At 34.5% G+C, this 17,258-nt stretch carries 15 protein-coding genes; 12 read left to right on the top strand and 3 right to left on the bottom strand.

All coding sequences use genetic code 11. The features are described from left to right. Positions 1-65: 65 nt before the first annotated feature. The 4 genes from AABL85_RS11775 to AABL85_RS11790 are packed head-to-tail and all read left to right on the top strand — an operon-like array spanning position 66 to position 3,667. Entirely contained in the window at positions 66-1,016 is a 951-nt protein-coding gene (locus tag AABL85_RS11775) for an ABC transporter permease (RefSeq protein ID WP_006259399.1), read from the top strand. Further along, a complete protein-coding gene (locus AABL85_RS11780) occupies positions 1,009-1,956 on the top strand; it encodes an iron chelate uptake ABC transporter family permease subunit (protein WP_341310229.1) in 948 nt (315 codons plus the stop codon). Before AABL85_RS11775 ends, AABL85_RS11780 begins: the two co-directional genes overlap by 8 nt. After that, positions 1,953-2,711: an ABC transporter ATP-binding protein gene (locus AABL85_RS11785; RefSeq protein ID WP_006259395.1), complete on the top strand. Its 759-nt coding sequence runs from the start codon at positions 1,953-1,955 to the stop codon at positions 2,709-2,711. Before AABL85_RS11780 ends, AABL85_RS11785 begins: the two co-directional genes overlap by 4 nt. A 20-nt stretch (positions 2,712-2,731) precedes the next feature. Then, complete coding sequence (locus AABL85_RS11790; RefSeq protein ID WP_341310230.1) at positions 2,732-3,667, top strand: siderophore ABC transporter substrate-binding protein; 936 nt, start codon at positions 2,732-2,734, stop codon at positions 3,665-3,667. A 192-nt stretch (positions 3,668-3,859) separates the two neighbouring features. Here the strand turns inward: AABL85_RS11790 and AABL85_RS11795 are convergent, their stop codons facing one another. Further along, on the bottom strand, positions 3,860-4,285 hold the full coding sequence (locus AABL85_RS11795) for an acyl-CoA thioesterase (RefSeq protein WP_006259391.1): 426 nt from the start codon (positions 4,283-4,285) through the stop codon (positions 3,860-3,862). An 837-nt stretch (positions 4,286-5,122) separates the two neighbouring features. Here AABL85_RS11795 and AABL85_RS11800 point away from each other — a divergent pair. Then, complete coding sequence (locus AABL85_RS11800; protein ID WP_341310231.1) at positions 5,123-5,446, top strand: Bor/Iss family lipoprotein; 324 nt, start codon at positions 5,123-5,125, stop codon at positions 5,444-5,446. A 248-nt stretch (positions 5,447-5,694) separates the two neighbouring features. Here the strand turns inward: AABL85_RS11800 and AABL85_RS11805 are convergent, their stop codons facing one another. Beyond that, complete coding sequence (locus tag AABL85_RS11805) at positions 5,695-6,345, bottom strand: DUF6266 family protein (RefSeq protein ID WP_341310232.1); 651 nt, start codon at positions 6,343-6,345, stop codon at positions 5,695-5,697. A 423-nt stretch (positions 6,346-6,768) separates the two neighbouring features. Between AABL85_RS11805 and AABL85_RS11810 the strand changes: the two genes are divergently transcribed. From AABL85_RS11810 to AABL85_RS11840, 7 genes are all read left to right on the top strand, one after another. Then, positions 6,769-7,833, top strand: coding sequence for an XAC2610-related protein (locus tag AABL85_RS11810; RefSeq protein WP_341310233.1), 1,065 nt, complete (start codon positions 6,769-6,771; stop codon positions 7,831-7,833). 92 nt (positions 7,834-7,925) lie between these two features. Beyond that, positions 7,926-8,159 (top strand): hypothetical protein, encoded by a 234-nt coding sequence (locus tag AABL85_RS11815; protein ID WP_341310234.1) that lies wholly within the window; start codon positions 7,926-7,928, stop codon positions 8,157-8,159. A gap of 66 nt (positions 8,160-8,225) precedes the next feature. Then, on the top strand, positions 8,226-10,211 hold the full coding sequence (locus AABL85_RS11820; RefSeq protein ID WP_341310235.1) for a dehydrogenase E1 component subunit alpha/beta: 1,986 nt from the start codon (positions 8,226-8,228) through the stop codon (positions 10,209-10,211). A gap of 33 nt (positions 10,212-10,244) precedes the next feature. After that, positions 10,245-11,198, top strand: coding sequence for a phosphoribosylaminoimidazolesuccinocarboxamide synthase (locus AABL85_RS11825; RefSeq protein WP_341310236.1), 954 nt, complete (start codon positions 10,245-10,247; stop codon positions 11,196-11,198). A 10-nt stretch (positions 11,199-11,208) separates the two neighbouring features. Next, a complete protein-coding gene (locus AABL85_RS11830) occupies positions 11,209-11,844 on the top strand; it encodes a nitroreductase family protein (protein ID WP_341310237.1) in 636 nt (211 codons plus the stop codon). Between the two features lie 226 nt (positions 11,845-12,070). Beyond that, a complete protein-coding gene (locus AABL85_RS11835) occupies positions 12,071-14,467 on the top strand; it encodes an alpha-ketoacid dehydrogenase subunit alpha/beta (protein WP_341310238.1) in 2,397 nt (798 codons plus the stop codon). Between the two features lie 238 nt (positions 14,468-14,705). Then, entirely contained in the window at positions 14,706-15,971 is a 1,266-nt protein-coding gene (locus AABL85_RS11840) for an aminotransferase class I/II-fold pyridoxal phosphate-dependent enzyme (RefSeq protein ID WP_006259382.1), read from the top strand. Between the two features lie 57 nt (positions 15,972-16,028). On the opposite strand, the gene punC is transcribed toward AABL85_RS11840, so the two are convergent. Continuing rightward, positions 16,029-17,204: a purine nucleoside transporter PunC gene (gene punC, locus AABL85_RS11845; RefSeq protein ID WP_341310239.1), complete on the bottom strand. Its 1,176-nt coding sequence runs from the start codon at positions 17,202-17,204 to the stop codon at positions 16,029-16,031. Positions 17,205-17,258: the final 54 nt, after the last annotated feature.

Consider the following 17,258-nt stretch of genomic DNA (forward strand, 5'->3'; position numbering starts at 1 on the left):
TAGCCACTTTACTTTTTTATATTTGCGATTATTTAATTTGATTCTAAATAAAAACAAACGAATAAATGATAAGAATATTATTAATTCTTATACTGATTATAGTTTCTTTCATCTCTGTATTTGTTGGCGTAAAAGATATATCTGTATTTGATATACACCGACTAGATCAGGATGAGATATTGGTTATGTTAGTAAGTAGATTACCCCGTATGATATCTGTATTAATAGCAGGTATTGGTATGAGTATTTCTGGATTGATTGTACAACAGATTTCTCTTAACAAATTTGTCTCACCGACTACGATGGGGACTTTAGACGCTTGTAAGATGGGAATATTATTTAGTATGATATTATTTCCAGGAGGAGGGATGGTCTATAAGATGATCTTATCATTTACAATAGCTTTATTAGCAAGTGTTATCTTCTTAAAGATCTCTAGTAAGATAAAAATGCGAAATATCATTTTTATTCCATTAGTAGGGATAGTTTTTGGAAATATCCTGAATGCTATATCTACGTTCTTTGCTTATAAAACGAACTTGGTTCAGAATATGGAAGGTTGGCTAATAGGAGACTTTTCATCTATTATCAAAGGGAATTATGAGATTCTATATTTAGGTGTTCCGATTGTATTCCTGAGCTATTTATATGCTAATAAGTTTACTATCGTAGGGCTAGGAGAAGACACCGCGAGTAGTTTAGGATTAGACCATAAGAAGATTACTTATCTAGGATTGATATTTGTGGCTATTACCTCTACTGTAGTGGTTCTGACAGCAGGTGTGATTCCTTTTTTAGGACTTATTATTCCTAATATTGTGAGTTTAATGTTTGGAGATAATCTTAAGAAGACGATTAGTTATACAGCATTGATAGGAGCGATCTTTTTAATGGTATGTGATATAATAAGCAGAATGTTGATAGCACCTTATGAGATTCCGATAGGACTAACAGTAAGTATAATTGGTGGATTAATATTTTTAATACTAATATTTAAACGCGCTAAACATGTTTAAGAACAAGATTATTACAGTTTTAGCAGTTGTTTTATTATTATTCATTGCTATATATATGTTCACCTTTACGGGAACCAAATTAGATTATGTATTACCTAGAAGAGGCTATAAAGTTATTGCGATGATTTTAATATCGTTTGCTATAGGATACTCTTCTATTATATTTCAGACAATATCAGCCAATAGAATCTTGACACCTTCTATTATGGGGTTTGATTCATTCTATTTGTTGTTACAGTCTTTGCTAGTGTTTGCTTATGGAGATAGAACTTTTCAGGTTCTAAATTCTGAAACCAACTTTGCAATATCTGTGGTATTGATGTTAGGTTTTTCTTTAGTGATGTACTATTTAGTATTTAGGAGAGAGAGCAAGAGTATGTACTTGTTACTATTAGTGGGACTATTAATGGGAACGCTTTTTAGAAGTTTTTCCTCTTTTATAGTGATGCTTATAGACCCTAATGAATTTTTGATTATACAGTCAGCGATGTTTGCTTCGTTTGATAAGATAAACCTTAATCTATTGACGATATCAGCTGTTTTATTAATAGCTTCTATGTTGATAGGAATTAGATACTTTAGACAGCTAGATGTACTAAGTTTAGGTAGGGAGAATGCTATAAGTCTTGGGGTAGACTATCATAAAGTGATCAAAGCTAATTTGCTTATTATTTCTGTTATGGTAGCCATTTCTACAGCATTAGTAGGACCTATTACGTTCTTAGGGATATTAGTAGCTAATTTAACTTATGAACTTGTAAAGAGTAGTAAACATAGTTATATGGTACTAGCATGTTGTTTGCTTACAGCAGTTACTGTTGTTGGAGGACAGTATCTAGTGGAGCATCTCTTTAATATGAGTACCACTATTAGTATTATAATCAATTTTGTAGGAGGAGTTTATTTTATTTATTTATTATTAAAAAGTAACAAAGGATGATAGAAGTAAAGAATGTGTCTAAGACGTATGGAGAGAAGATGATTCTAAATGATGTGTCAGTTTCTTTTCCTAAAGGGAAAATCACATGTTTAGTAGGTGGGAATGGTACAGGTAAGAGTACTTTGTTATCAATTATAAGCCGTTTAGTAGCTAAAGACTCTGGACTTATTAACTTATTAGATCAAGATATAGTTAATTTTAAGAATAGAGATTTTGCAAAAAGATTATCTATCCTTAAGCAAGCTAATCATCCTAATGTAAGGTTAACGGTTAAAGAGTTAGTTGAGTTTGGACGCTTTCCACATTCTCAAGGTAGAATGAATGCTATCGATCATGAGAAGGTAGAGGAGAGTATAGCTTTTATGGGGCTAACAGATATTCAAGAACAATACATTGATGAATTAAGTGGAGGACAGCGTCAGCGTACTTTCTTAGCGATGGTATTAGCACAGGATACAGAGTATATTCTGTTAGACGAACCACTTAATAATTTAGATATGAAACACTCTGTCGAGATTATGAAGATTCTTCGAATTTTGGCAGATGATTATGGAAAGACCATAATTATTGTAGTGCACGACATTAATTATGCTTCTTCGTATGCAGACTATATTGCAGCAGTTAAAGATCATAAGATTATCCATTTCGGATTAACGGATGATATTATTCGAGAGGATATTATGAAAGAAGTTTTCGATATAGATATGACTATTGTAGATAACTGTAACAATAAGGTATGTATATACTTTAAATAATTTTAACTAATCGAGTTGTTATGAGTAAATTTTTAATAAGCTGCGTGGCAGCTTCAGCTTTAATCTTTGCGTCTTGTAAAGAAACGAAGACAGAGACTACAGAGGAGAATGTAGCGAAAGTGACAGTTGAGCACTTGTCAGGAACTACTGAAGTAAAAGAAAACCCTAAAAATGCTGTTATTCTTAGTTACGGAATGATAGATACTTTTGAGGATTTAGGTATAGAATTTAAAGGAGCTCCTAAAGGTAATATGCCAGCTTACTTATCTAAATATGCAGATGATGCTAATTTAGTAGATGTAGGTGGTATTAAAGAACCTAATATGGAGAAAATAAATGCAGCAGAACCAGAACTTATCATTATCGCAGCTCGTACAGCATCTATGTATGATGAGTTTAGTAAAATAGCTCCTACAGTCAATCTTGATATTGATATCAAAGATTATATGAACTCTTTTAAAGCTAGTCAACGTACAGTAGGTAAGTTGTTTGGTAAAGAAGAGTTAGTAGAGAAAGAACTAAAAGTAATCGATGAGCGTATCGCTAAGATTAACGAGATTACTGCTAAATCTGAGAAAAGAGGTTTAGTTGTGCTTGCTAATGAAGGACGTTTAAGTGCTTATGGAAAAGGATCTCGTTTCGGTATTATCCATGATGTATTTGGATTAAAACCAGCTGATCAAAACATCGAAGCTGCTACACATGGTCAAGCAATCTCTAATGAGTTCATTAAAGAATTAAACCCAGATTACATCTTTGTAATCGATAGAGGTGCTGCTATTAAGAGAGCTACTATGGGTAAAGAGGAGTTTGCTAATGCATTAGTAAAACAAACAAACGCATATAAAAATGATAAAATCATTTTCTTAAACCCAGAAATATGGTATTTATCTGGAGGAGGACTTAAGTCTATCAAAATGATGTTAGACGAAGTTGAGCAAGCAATTGCTGAATAATCTTTAATTTTTTTTGCGATAAAAGCTATCTGAATAAGGTAGCTTTTATTGTGAAATAGTGTTGTGGCTTGAGCCAGTTCTTGTTAGAAGAGGTCAAGCGTGTGCTGTTTTTAGAATAGAAATAAAACAGTGTGTATAAAAAAATCCCTAATGATTATTCGTTAGGGATTTTTTGTATACTGTAAATATTTATTATTCTTCTACTTCGTCAAATACTGGAACAGGGCGTTTGCTCTCATTGATGGCTACTAAAGTAAATGTACCTGTCATTGCTTTTTCTCTTCCTTCTCTGTACATACTTTCTACGAATACATCTACGCGCACATCTAGACTTGTTCTTCCTACACGTACTACTGTTCCGATAAGCTCTACTAATGTTCCTGCAGGGATAGGATGATTAAAATCTATCTTGTCACTAGATACTGTTACAATAGGCTTACGACAGAAACGAGTAGCTGTCATAAATGCTATCTCATCCATGATGTACATTACTGCTCCACCGAACATGGTGTTGTGGTGATTAGTTTGACCTGGGAATACAGCTTTAAATACGTGTGTTTCCGAATCCTTTATTTTTTTTTGGATACGTAACTCTCTGTTTGTTAATTGACCTTCCATATTGTTGTAATGATTCTTTTTTTGAGTTAGTTATTACTTTTTATTATTCATAAATTATGGAATAGCTATTTTGGCTTTTAGTTGTTTAGTATACTATTCTTTCTAAAATGTCATAAGGGAAAGATATTAGTATAACTATGTTGCTTCAAATCGCGAAAGCAATACCATAATATTATACTTCTACTATATAGGTGATCTGGCTTATAATTAGTACTAATTACTTACAGTTGCGCGACAGCTCGTGAGTTTCACACGATTCCCCTAACAGAGTAGTTTATTCAATGTATAACCTTGCAAATATAAGTACTATAAATGGGAAATGATTAATCTAGTGTAAATCTTAGTTCATTTTTAACCCAGATTATGTATTTGGCATCTAAACGAATAGTTATTATATAGGATAGGGCTAGATGAGTGATTTTACTTAAAGTATGGTTATATCGCTAATGGAAAACTCTAAGAGGATAATTACTTGGTAGTATTTGGTTAATATGTAAGGTGAGTCTAAGAGGGGAATCTTTTAAGGCGAGCTATTTCTTGTGTTAATCAGTGTATATTTTGCCCTGATTTGTATGTGAAAAAGTTTTATTTAGATCTAATTAGCTGTATGTAATCTGATGCATCAAGGCAATAGCTTAAAATGACTATTTATGTCTTTATTTATTATTATTCTAAATAGATATCTTTTTAAATTACATTTCTCTTTTTAGTATTTTTTAGAAGTTATTTGTTTGATAATATATACTGTCTATGATATTGTTATAATACTATCTCTCTATTTTTAATATACTTCGAGTAGTAGTATATTTAGAATCATTAAAAATAATAATAGTAAAAATGAAGACAATTAAATTAACTTTGATGTGTTGTGTAGTTGCAATAACTATGACATCTTGTTATACAGCAAAAGTAGCAGTAGGTGATACTGATCTAACAATGCCTGTGGTAGAAGTAAACAAAAAGAAGAATCATGCACTTATAGCAGGTTTAATTCCTTTAAATAAAGGGTATAAAGGAAGTGAACTAGCAGATAAGAAAACGAACTATGTTGTGAAGACTCAGATGAGCTTTGTAGATGGTTTATTAGGATGTATTACTTTTGGTATTTACACTCCTACTACTACCACTATCTATGTACCTATGGAGGACTTTAAGAAATAGTTGTTGCTCTTAGAAGTATTAAAAAGGATGAGGTAATCGGTAGATTATCTAATCCTTTTTTTGTTTTAAGAGTTGCACCAGTTATCACTATGAGATTATATGTTTAACTAATCTACTTAATGTACTATGAAATGAATCTGATAGATAACATAAATGTTCTATTAGGTATAATAGCATAGCGTATCTACTTCATTTCTATCGGTTGTTTAGGCAGGAATGAAGTAGATTACGATACTGTCTATCATTAGCTAGTCTAGAGATATTTCTTCGTGATACAAACTTGTGCTATTCAGTGTCTCCTCTTTATTTTTCCACATTGTCCAGATATGGACAGTACCATAAGTCCATTGTTCTTTCAGTGTGATATGCCCTGTTTTATTCATTCGCTGTCCTACAGTATTATAGATCTGAAATGCCTCTTCTTCATTGTGAAAGAGGATAACGCTTAGTATATCAGATTCTTCAGTCATACTGTTATAGCTATTGTCTTCCCATTCTAGTTTGATTTGTTTATTTTCAGTAAGTTCTATTTTGTGAATATGCGCTACAGGAAGTGTCCCTACAGATACAGTGACAAGGTTGAGTTGTAAGTATCCTCTGTCACCTTCATAGCCGATACCGTGTCTGAGTAAAAATGAAGATTGTTGTTCTGTCCCATTGATGAGTGATCTCTCACCTTGTTTCATTGGTGTGTACTGATTGATAAACCCTCTTATTTTGGCTAAAAAAGAAGATACAAGTGCCATTTTCTCTTGTTGTATTCGTTGTTTTTCTGAAAAAGGTTTGGTGCTTTTCCTCGCTTTAGATCGCCAGTAGTAGCGATCTCTCCACTTTATTCCTATTACAGGACCTACCTTACCAGATACGCCACCTAGCATTCCGTTCATTGCTTCTGCCATAATTTTGATTTTTAAATGGTTGCCTTACTTTTTGTAAAATTAAGATATTAGAAGGGGAGTTTTCTTCTCGTTCATTTATTGGACGCTTGATGAAGCCAGTAAATACGTTTTTATGTCCAAAAAAAGTTGAAAATACTTTGAATACTATCAGCATTTTATTAAAAACTGTCTTTATTGAAAGTTGATTCTACATTTGAGCTTAGTTTATATTTGTATGTCGTTGCTTTGGGAATGCTAGAGGTATCCCCGCACAATTCTTCGAGAAAACGCCTCTCTAGGCTTGTAAACTGCAAGAAAACCTCTAGAAAACCCCTAGAATCAGCAAGCGAGATAAGGTAGAGAATGAATTGTACTTATAAGTAAAAAGGATAAGTGAGCTGAATAAAAATAACTTTATTTTTAAGGAGTTAATAAAGTTGAAATATGAAGAGTAAAATAATAATAATGTTACTAAGTGTGGTATTAGTCACTATATCTTGTAAGAAGAAGATAGAAGAATTTCCTAATACGACTACAGAAGAAGTTGTTCTTGTAGATGAGGAGTGGGATGATGTAGAAGAAGATGAATATGACAATATTAATGGTAAAGGATGGTACGATATCTCAGTATTGTATGTTTATAATTTTACTGGTTACATAGATGATATATATGCTTTCGATATGCAGTTATTTGTGTCAAGTGAAGATATCAGTGGTAAATATTATTATTTAAGTAAGGAAAAAAATATACGTGTAGAGGGAACTTTAAAAGATGGGCATTTGAAGCTTACAGAGGAATTTGGGAATACATTTAAAGGAGTTTTTGATTATGAGAAAGGTACTATAAAAGGAGAATGGTCCAATATAACTACAGGGGCTGTAATGCCTTTTAGTATGGCTAATCCAAAAGGAAAGGGGTATCCTTGGAACAAGTACAAAGCTTATATGGTGTTAGAAGGAGGTAGTGATGATACATATACGGTTATGCGATTAGCAGAGATAGATAAGAATGGGAAAGTGAAGTTTAAAAGTATTACATCAAGTTCTCGTATTGATGGAGGAGAAGAACCTGATTTTCCTATAACTCTTCAAGATTATAATTTTGATGGTTATTTAGATATTTGTGCTTTTGAATTTTATGCTTCTTATCCTCCGAATAAGTATCAGTACTTACTTTATGATAGTAAGGAAGATGATTACGTGTTTAATCAAGAATTTGATAATGAGATTTATAGTGAGGCTTCGGGTACTAATTTTAGAAAAAATCTGATTTATGAAACAACAGAAGGTCCTAGAGGGTCTAGTGATATTTTTCAAGTTATAAATGGTAAGATTAAAGTTGTTTATAGTTGGTATAATGGTGGTTATCCAAATGAAGATGGAGAGATAGAAGGGGACACAATACCATATTATTTTAAGTATAACCAAGATAAACAGATAGAAATTACAAAAGAGGAATTTGAAAAAATATATGGATTAAATGCTTTGGGTGGTGATCTGTATTATTAGAACTTTATAAATGTTGAAATAAATATAGTATTAAAAAGATTTAGGTTTGATAGAACAAAATAATACTAGGTTTAAAATAGAATAGATGACAAATGATTAAAAACTTAAGTATTGTTTTTGTTTTCTTGTTTTCGTTGATTACATGCGGACAAAAGAGAGCAGAAATGTCATATAGTGATGGTGAGCTAGAAGGTATGTATCTCCTCTATAATAAAAAAGGTGAATTAGTTGATCAAAAATTATATGTTCATGGGGTAAAATATAGTATACCCTATAATGAATTAAATGATAGTTATAGATACACTCCTAGTAGTGAATTAAACTAATACTTGTTTAGAATTAATTTGTTTAGTAGAGGCAAATGTTTATTTTTAGAGTCTATTAAACCAATTATGAAACAATTACATTACGACCGAAAAAACTTAACAGACCAAGAGTTACTTGGACTTTATAAAAAATTACTCAAACCTAGAATGGTAGAGGAAAAGATGCTTATCCTGATCAGACAGGGCAAAGTATCTAAATGGTTCTCCGGAATAGGGCAAGAGGCTATCAGTGTAGGAGTGACTGCTAGTCTAGAGCAGGACGAATACATCCTGCCTATGCACCGAAACTTAGGGGTGTTTACTTCTAGAGATATTCCTCTACACCGCTTGTTCTCTCAATGGCAAGGAAAGGCAAATGGGTTTACGAAAGGACGTGAGCGTTCTTTTCACTTCGGTACGCAAGAATATCATATCGTGGGAATGATTTCTCATCTAGGGCCACAGTTAGGGGTAGCAGATGGTATTGCTCTAGCGCATACCTTGAGAAATGAGAATAAGATAACAGCAGTATTTACAGGTGAGGGAGCTACTTCTGAAGGAGACTTCCACGAGGCTCTGAATATTGCTTCTGTGTGGGATCTACCTGTTCTTTTTGTAATCGAGAATAATGGTTATGGACTGTCGACTCCTACGAATGAGCAGTATAGATGTGAGCATCTAGCAGATCGTGCGATAGGATATGGGATGGAAAGTCATATCATAGATGGAAATAATATCTTAGAAGTATACCAACAGATCAGTGCACTGGCACAATCTATGCGTGAGAATCCTCGTCCTGTATTGATAGAGTTTTTGACCTTTAGAATGCGTGGGCACGAAGAAGCTAGTGGTACAAAGTATGTGCCTCAAGAATTGATGGATATGTGGCAACTAAAAGATCCTGTGGAAAATTACAGAGCTTATCTAAAAGAAATAGGCGTACTGACAGATACTTTAGACGAAGAGATTAGAGAAGAGTTTAAACAAGAGATAGATAAGGACTGGAAGGCTACACAAGAAGAGCCTGCTATAGTAGCAGATTTGGCTACAGAGCTAAATGATATGTACGCTCCTTATCAGTACGAAGAGATACAACCAACAGCAGAAGTAGCTAATATTCGACTGATAGATGCGATATCAGATGGGTTAAAACAATCTTTTGAACGCCATGATAACTTAATCATCATGGGGCAAGATATTGCAGAATACGGAGGTGCATTTAAAGTAACAGATGGTTTCGTAGAGCAGTTTGGCAAAGGGCGTATTCGCAATACACCTATCTGTGAGAGTGCTGTAATCTCTGCTGCGATGGGGTATTCTATCAATGGAGGAAAAGCGATTATGGAGATGCAGTTTGGCGATTTTGTATCTACTGGGTTTAATCCGATTGTGAACTACTTGGCAAAGATACATTACAGATGGAATGAGAAGGCAGATGTAGTCGTGCGTATGCCGTGTGGTGGTGGTACACAGGCAGGCCCATTCCACTCACAGACTAATGAAGCTTGGTTTACAAAAACACCAGGCCTTAAGGTAGTGTACCCTGCCTTTCCGTATGATGCAAAAGGGCTAATGGCTACTGCTATTAATGACCCTAATCCTGTGATCTTCTTTGAGCATAAACTGTTGTACAGAAGTATTTATCAGGATGTACCTAAGGATTATTATACACTGCCGTTTGGAAAGGCGAGTGTGCTAAGAGAAGGAGCAGATGTGACCGTAGTGAGCTTTGGAGCAGGAGTACATTGGGCGATGGAAGTGCTAGACAAGCACCCTGATATTAAGGCTGATTTGATAGATTTACGAACTTTACAACCTTTAGATGAGGAAACTGTATTTAAATCAGTGAAAAAAACAAATAAAGTTATAATTTTGCAGGAAGATTCCTTATTCGGAGGAATTGCAAGTGATATGTCGGCGATGATTATGGAGAATTGTTTTGAAGACTTAGATGCACCTGTAAGAAGGGTAGCCAGTTTAGAAACAGCCATACCATTTGTGAAAGCTTTAGAAGATCAATATCTGCCTAAGGACAGATTTGAAACAGCGCTATTAGATTTGATAGCCTACTAGGATAGAAAAGAACTACACAACTATAACAAGAATATGAATAACACAATCACAAAAACGGGTTTTGAGTTTCCAAATCAAAAATCAGTTTATCACGGAAAAGTAAGAGAAGTCTATAATATAGCAGATGACTTATTAGTTATGGTAGCTACAGATAGATTATCCGCTTTTGACGTTATTATGCCTAAAGGAATTCCCTTTAAAGGACAAATCTTAAATCAGATAGCAACTAAGTTTATGGAGATGACGAGTGACATCGTTCCTAACTGGTTAGTAGCTACACCAGATCCTAATGTAGCGGTAGGGCATGTATGTGAGCCGTTTAAGGTGGAGATGGTGATCAGAGGTTATCTAGCAGGGCATGCCGCTCGTGAGTATGCTGAGGGCAAGAGAGTATTATGCGGAGTGACCTTGCCAGAGGGGTTAAAAGAGAATGATAAATTGTCTTCACCTATTATCACACCTTCTACTAAAGAAGATGTTGGGGCACATGATGTTGATATTTCGAGAGAAGATATCTTAGCACGAGGGATTGTATCAGAAGAAGATTATCTAGTGTTAGAACAATACACATATGCACTGTATCAGAGAGGGAGTGAGATAGCAGCAGAACGCGGTTTGATTTTAGTAGACACTAAATATGAATTTGGAAAGACTAAAGACGGAAAGATTGTGTTAATCGATGAGATACATACGCCAGATTCTTCTCGATACTTCTATGCTGAAGGGTATGAAGAAAGACAAGCAAAAGGGGAGGCTCAAAAGCAATTGTCAAAAGAGTTCGTTAGACAATGGTTAATTAGCAATGGCTTTCAAGGAAAAGAAGGACAGGCGATACCAGAGATGACAGATGAGTATATTACTAGTGTGTCAGATAGATATATAGAACTGTACGAGATGATTATCGGACAACCATTTGTGAAGGCTGATATCTCTAATATTAATGAGCGTATAGAGAATAATGTTTTAGCTTTTTTGGCTAAGAGATAATTAATAAATTATGGAGTTACTAAAGAGTTTACAGTGGCGTTATGCTACTAAGAAATATAATAGTTCAGTTAAGATAGCAGACGAAAAAGTAATGCAGATCATTGAGGCAGCTCGTATGGCACCTACTTCTTCTGGATTACAACCTTTTGAGATGATCTTAATCAAGAATCAAGAGTTAAAAGAGAAGCTATTACCTGTGATCATGAATCAAAGTCAGGTAGTGGATAGTTCACATGTTTTGGTTTTTGCAGCTTGGGATGCTTACACAGAAGAGCGCATTGATGCTGTGTTTGACAATGTAGAAAAGACAAGAGAGCTAGCTCTAGGTACTATGAATGATTATAAAGGTACTATTAAAGCTAACTTTGCAGCAATGTCACAAGAGAAGCAGGCTGAGCACGCGGCTCGTCAGGCTTATATAGCCTTTGGTATGGCTATCGCAGCTGCAGCTGAGTTAAGAGTAGATGCTTCGCCTATGGAGGGATTTTATAATGATCAATTAGATGAGGCATTAGGCTTAGATAAGAAAGGATTGAGAAGTGTAACTATTTTAGCGATAGGAGAAAGAGATCATGAAAATGATTGGTTATTACCTATGAAGAAAGTACGTTTTGCACTAGAAGATATTTTAACAATTATCGAATAATAGATATCCCCTCTTTGGAGGGGATATTTTTTTATATGTGATTACGAAATTCATAATATCGTTTTGTTAAAAATACTTTAATTTTTACTTAGTGTAATTTTTTTACTGTTTTTTTGATTGATTATCAAAAGATGTATGTATTAATTCAATATAATGAAGAAGTATGTGCTAGCTTTTTTAGTGATATTATTTTATATTCGTAACAAGTAAATTAGTGTATTTTACAATGAGTCAAAAAGAAACAAAAACGGCTCTTTCTTACGATGATTTTAAGAAAGAAGTAATTCAAGATTATAAAATTGCGAAACTAAGTAGAGAATGTAGTTTACTTGGTAGACGTGAAGTGCTTACAGGAAAAGCGAAGTTTGGAATTTTTGGAGATGGAAAAGAGGTGCCACAGTTAGCTATGGCAAAGGCTTTTCAGAATGGAGACTTTAGATCTGGATATTACCGCGATCAGACTTTTATGATGGCGATAGGACAATTGACAGTAGAACAATTTTTTGCAGGACTTTTTGGACATGCTGATTTAGAGAATGATCCTATGTCTGGAGGTCGTCAGATGGGAGGGCACTTCGCTACTCACAGCTTAGACGAGAACGGAAATTGGAAAAAATTAGTTGACCAGAAAAACTCAAGTGCAGATATATCACCTACAGCTGGGCAAATGCCTAGATTATTAGGATTAGCTCAAGCTTCTAAATTTTATAGAGAGTTTGCAGATGCTGATAAAGAAGGAAACTTCTCTGTAAATGGTAATGAGGTAGCATGGGGTACGATAGGTAATGCTTCTACTTCAGAGGGATTATTCTTCGAGACAATCAATGCTGCTGGGGTATTACAAGTACCTATGGTAATGAATGTATGGGATGACCAATACGGTATCTCTGTACACGCAAAGTATCAAACTACAAAAGAGAATATCTCTGAGATATTAAAAGGATTCCAAAGAGATGAACACGGTAAAGGGTATGAAATCCTACGTGTAAAAGGATGGGATTATGTAGCGTTAGTAGATACTTATAACCAAGCTTCTAAAATAGCTAGAGAAGAACACGTACCTGTATTAGTACACGTACAAGAGTTAACTCAACCTCAAGGACACTCTACATCGGGTTCTCATGAGAGATATAAGAGTCCAGAGCGTTTAGCTTGGGAAGTAGAGCACGACTGTATCGTTCAGATGAGAAACTGGATGATCACTTCTGATATCGCTACTGCTGAAGAGTTAGACGAGCTAGATAAACAACTTAAAAAAGAAGTACTAGAAGGCAAAAAAGCAGCTTGGAAAGCTTATGTAGATCCAATCATCGCTGAGCGTAATGAATTAGTAGCTTTATTAGGGACTGTAGCTGCATCTAGTGCAAATAGAGTGTTTATAGAGAAAATGGCTAATGATTTAGCTGGTATTAAAGAGCCAATCAGAAGAGATGTAATCACTACAGCTCGTAAGGTACTGAGAATGGTGATTAAAGAATCAGGTAAAGGTGCATTAGTGCAGTATATCGATGATTTCTTCGCTAAGAACCAACCTAGATATAGCTCTCACCTAATGACAGGTACAGCTACAGCTATTGAAGAGGTATTGCCTACTTATGATGCGGATGCTACAGAAGTAGATGCTCGTGTAGTACTAAGAGATAACTTCGATACTATTTTAGAAAATCATAAGAATGTGATGATCTTCGGAGAGGATTCTGGTAATATCGGTGACGTAAACCAAGGATTAGAAGGACTTCAAGAGAAACATGGATTAAATAGAGTAACAGATACAGGTATTAGAGAAGCTACTATCTTAGGTCAAGGTATCGGTATGGCAATGCGTGGGCTAAGACCTATCGCTGAGATTCAGTACTTAGATTACTTATTATATGCTATTCAAATCATGAGTGATGATTTAGCTACGCTTCAATATAGAACAGTAGGTCGTCAAAAAGCTCCATTGATTGTTAGAACACGTGGTCATAGATTAGAAGGTATCTGGCATTCAGGTTCACCTATGGGGATGATTATTAATGCTATCAGAGGGATGCATGTATTGGTTCCAAGAGATATGACGAAGGCAGCAGGATTCTATAATACTTTATTAGAGAGTGATGAGCCTGCTTTATTAATAGAGTGTCTTAACGGATACCGATTAAAAGAGAAAATGCCTAATAACTTAGGACAGTTTAAAACTCCTATCGGTGTAGTAGAGACAATCAAAGAAGGAAAAGATATGACAATCGTATCTTATGGTTCTACACTAAGAATCATAGAGCAAGCTGCAAAAGAGTTGTTAGAAGTAGGAATAGATGTTGAGGTTATAGACGCTCAGTCTTTATTGCCATTTGACTTGAACCACGATATCGTGAAGAGTCTTGCTAAAACAAATCGCTTGTTAGTTATCGATGAAGATGTGCCAGGCGGTGCTTCTGCTTACATCCTTCAAAAAGTGTTAGAAGAACAAAAAGGATACCGTCACTTAGATAGCGATCCTCAGACATTGACTTCTAAAGCACACAGACCTGCTTATGGTACAGATGGAGATTACTTCTCTAAGCCATCAGCAGAAGATGTTTTTGAAAAAGTTTACGCAATGATGAATGAGGTAAATCCTAATTTATATCCTGCATTATATTAAAAATATGAAGTAAAAACCTCCCAATATGGGAGGTTTTTATTTTAAAAACACTTTTCATTAGATGATTTGTGAAAAAAATGGTCATTTTGTTCGCGTTTTTATATTGAGATATTATATGTAAAAAGCATTTAATACTATCACAGTTAGTGGGATTTCGGTTCAAATAGTTCCCTATTTATTATGAAAGCATACAAAATATCATTATTTTTGCAATTGTTTTTTTAAACATAGTTATATTATGGTAAACGATTTATTTGACAGAATACAGAAAAATAAAGGGCCTTTAGGAAAATGGGCGTCTCAAGCAGAAGGATATTATGTGTTTCCTAAGCTAGAGGGACCTTTGTCAAATCGTATGATGTTTCATGGAAAAGAAGTTATTAACTGGAGTATCAATGATTATTTAGGTTTATCTAATCACCCAGAAGTTAGAAAAGTAGATGCTGAAGCAGCTGCTGAATATGGAGCAGCTTATCCTATGGGTGCTCGTATGATGTCTGGACATACTACAATGCATGAGCAATTACAAAATGAATTAGCAGCATTCGTACAAAAAGAAGCAGCTTATTTATTAAACTTTGGTTACCAAGGGATGGTTTCTATCATCGATGCTTTAGTAACGAAAAATGATGTAATCGTATATGACGTAGATTCTCACGCTTGTATTATTGATGGTGTTCGTTTACATATGGGTAAACGTTTTACTTATAAACACAATGATATTGAAAGTATCGAAAAGAACTTAGAGAGAGCAACTAAAATGGCTGAAACTACTGGTGGCGGTATTTTAGTGATCACTGAGGGAGTATTCGGTATGAGAGGTCAACAAGGTAAATTAAAAGAAATAGTAGCTCTTAAAGAGAAATACAACTTCCGTTTATTAGTTGATGATGCTCATGGATTCGGTACTTTAGGTGCTACAGGAGCAGGAGCAGGTGAAGAGCAAGGATGTCAAGATGGTATCGATGTGTACTTCTCTACTTTTGCTAAGTCTATGGCTTCTATCGGAGCTTTCGTAGCAGCAGATAAAGATATTATTGATTATTTAAAATATAATTTACGTTCTCAAATGTTCGCAAAATCATTACCAATGATTTTCACTAAAGGAGCATTAAAACGTTTAGAGCTTTTAAGAACTAATCCTGAGTTAAAAGCGAAGTTATGGGAGAATGTAAACTTACTTCAAAATGGATTAAAAGACAGAGGATTCAACATCGGTGATACTAATACTTGTGTTACTCCTGTGTACTTAGAAGGAAGTATTCCTGAAGCAATGGTTATGGTAAATGACTTGAGAGAGAACTACAATATTTTCTTATCAATCGTTGTTTATCCAGTTATTCCTAAAGGAATTATCTTATTGAGAATGATTCCTACAGCGACTCATACTAAAGAGGATATCGATGAGACATTAAAAGCTTATGAAGCTATCCGCGAGAAGTTAGAGAATGGTACTTACAAACAAATTGCAGAAGCAACTACTGTAGATGTATCTAACGCATAATGGTAGATAGAAGATATAAAAAAAGGAACCTAATTTAGGTTCCTTTTTTTATATCTATTATTTTGAACTTTTTGTCAATCGGTAGGCTATGTATATTAATGGAATAGTTCCGGTCATAACTAATACAGTCGTGAATAAGGCATCTTCTGTAAATAGAGAAACTATTGAACTGGCGATAAAACACATTCCTAACTGAATAGTGTTTTGCAGAGCAGCTGCTTTACCTGAGTTATTAGGATATAACTTTAAAGCTTCTGAAACTACGATAGGGTATGATGCACCATTGACAAAAGCCATTAAACAAAACGGGATTAATAAGGTAGTTAGCGTAGGAGTAGTAAACACTGCTAATGCAGTTAGTGAACTAATAGCGATAACAAATAATGCAATAAAGAAAGGCATTAATACGTCTCCATTTACCCTAGAAGATAGTGTTCTGTATCCAAAGCCACCTACTAAGAAGGCAATAGTCTGAGGTACGAAACTAAAGCCTATTTCGCTTTCGTTGTATCCCATCTCTTTTAAGAAGAAAGGTGATCCTGTCAGCCATGCAAAGAAAGCAGCAGAGCACAATGCATAGATAAGTACATTACCTACGTATTTCTTTGACTTAAGTATTTCGAAATAAGAAATACTCTTTGCTTCAACTTGTACTATTTCTTCTACTTTCTTTTCTTCTTTTATGGTGAAGGTATATATGATTAGGAGAACTGATATAATTGCTAATGTGATAAAGATAGATCTCCATCCGAAACGATCTAATAAGTATACTCCTAATAAAGGGGCTAGAGCTGGTGATAAGGCTACTAAAGGCATAATAGATGCAAATACTTTATTTGTCTCGCTAGAAGGATATTTCTCTATGACTAGCGCTTGCCAGCTAACAGCAGCAGCACATACTCCGATAGCTTGTATTAATCTTAGTATGATAAAGGCAATTACGCTATCTGTAAAGAAAATAGCTAGAGAGGAAATCGTGAATATACTAAGGCCTATGATGATTGTTTTTGGTTTACCAACTTTGTCAGATATTGGTCCCCACATTAATTGTGCAATAGCATAGCCAGCAAGGAACAAACTCAATGTGGCACTAATATTACTTTTGGTGGTGTCAAGATCAATACGCATCTTGTCAAATGCTGGTAAGTACATATCTGTTGCTAGAAAGCCTATGATACTTAACCCTACTAGATATACTAAAAAGAAAAAACTATTCTTATGTTGTTGTGGCATATATTAAAAATTTTAGAATCGGCAAAAGTACACTAATTATATATGCGACAAGGG

The organism is Myroides odoratimimus (assembly GCF_038039805.1).
GTDB classification, from domain to species: domain Bacteria; phylum Bacteroidota; class Bacteroidia; order Flavobacteriales; family Flavobacteriaceae; genus Flavobacterium; species Flavobacterium odoratimimum_B.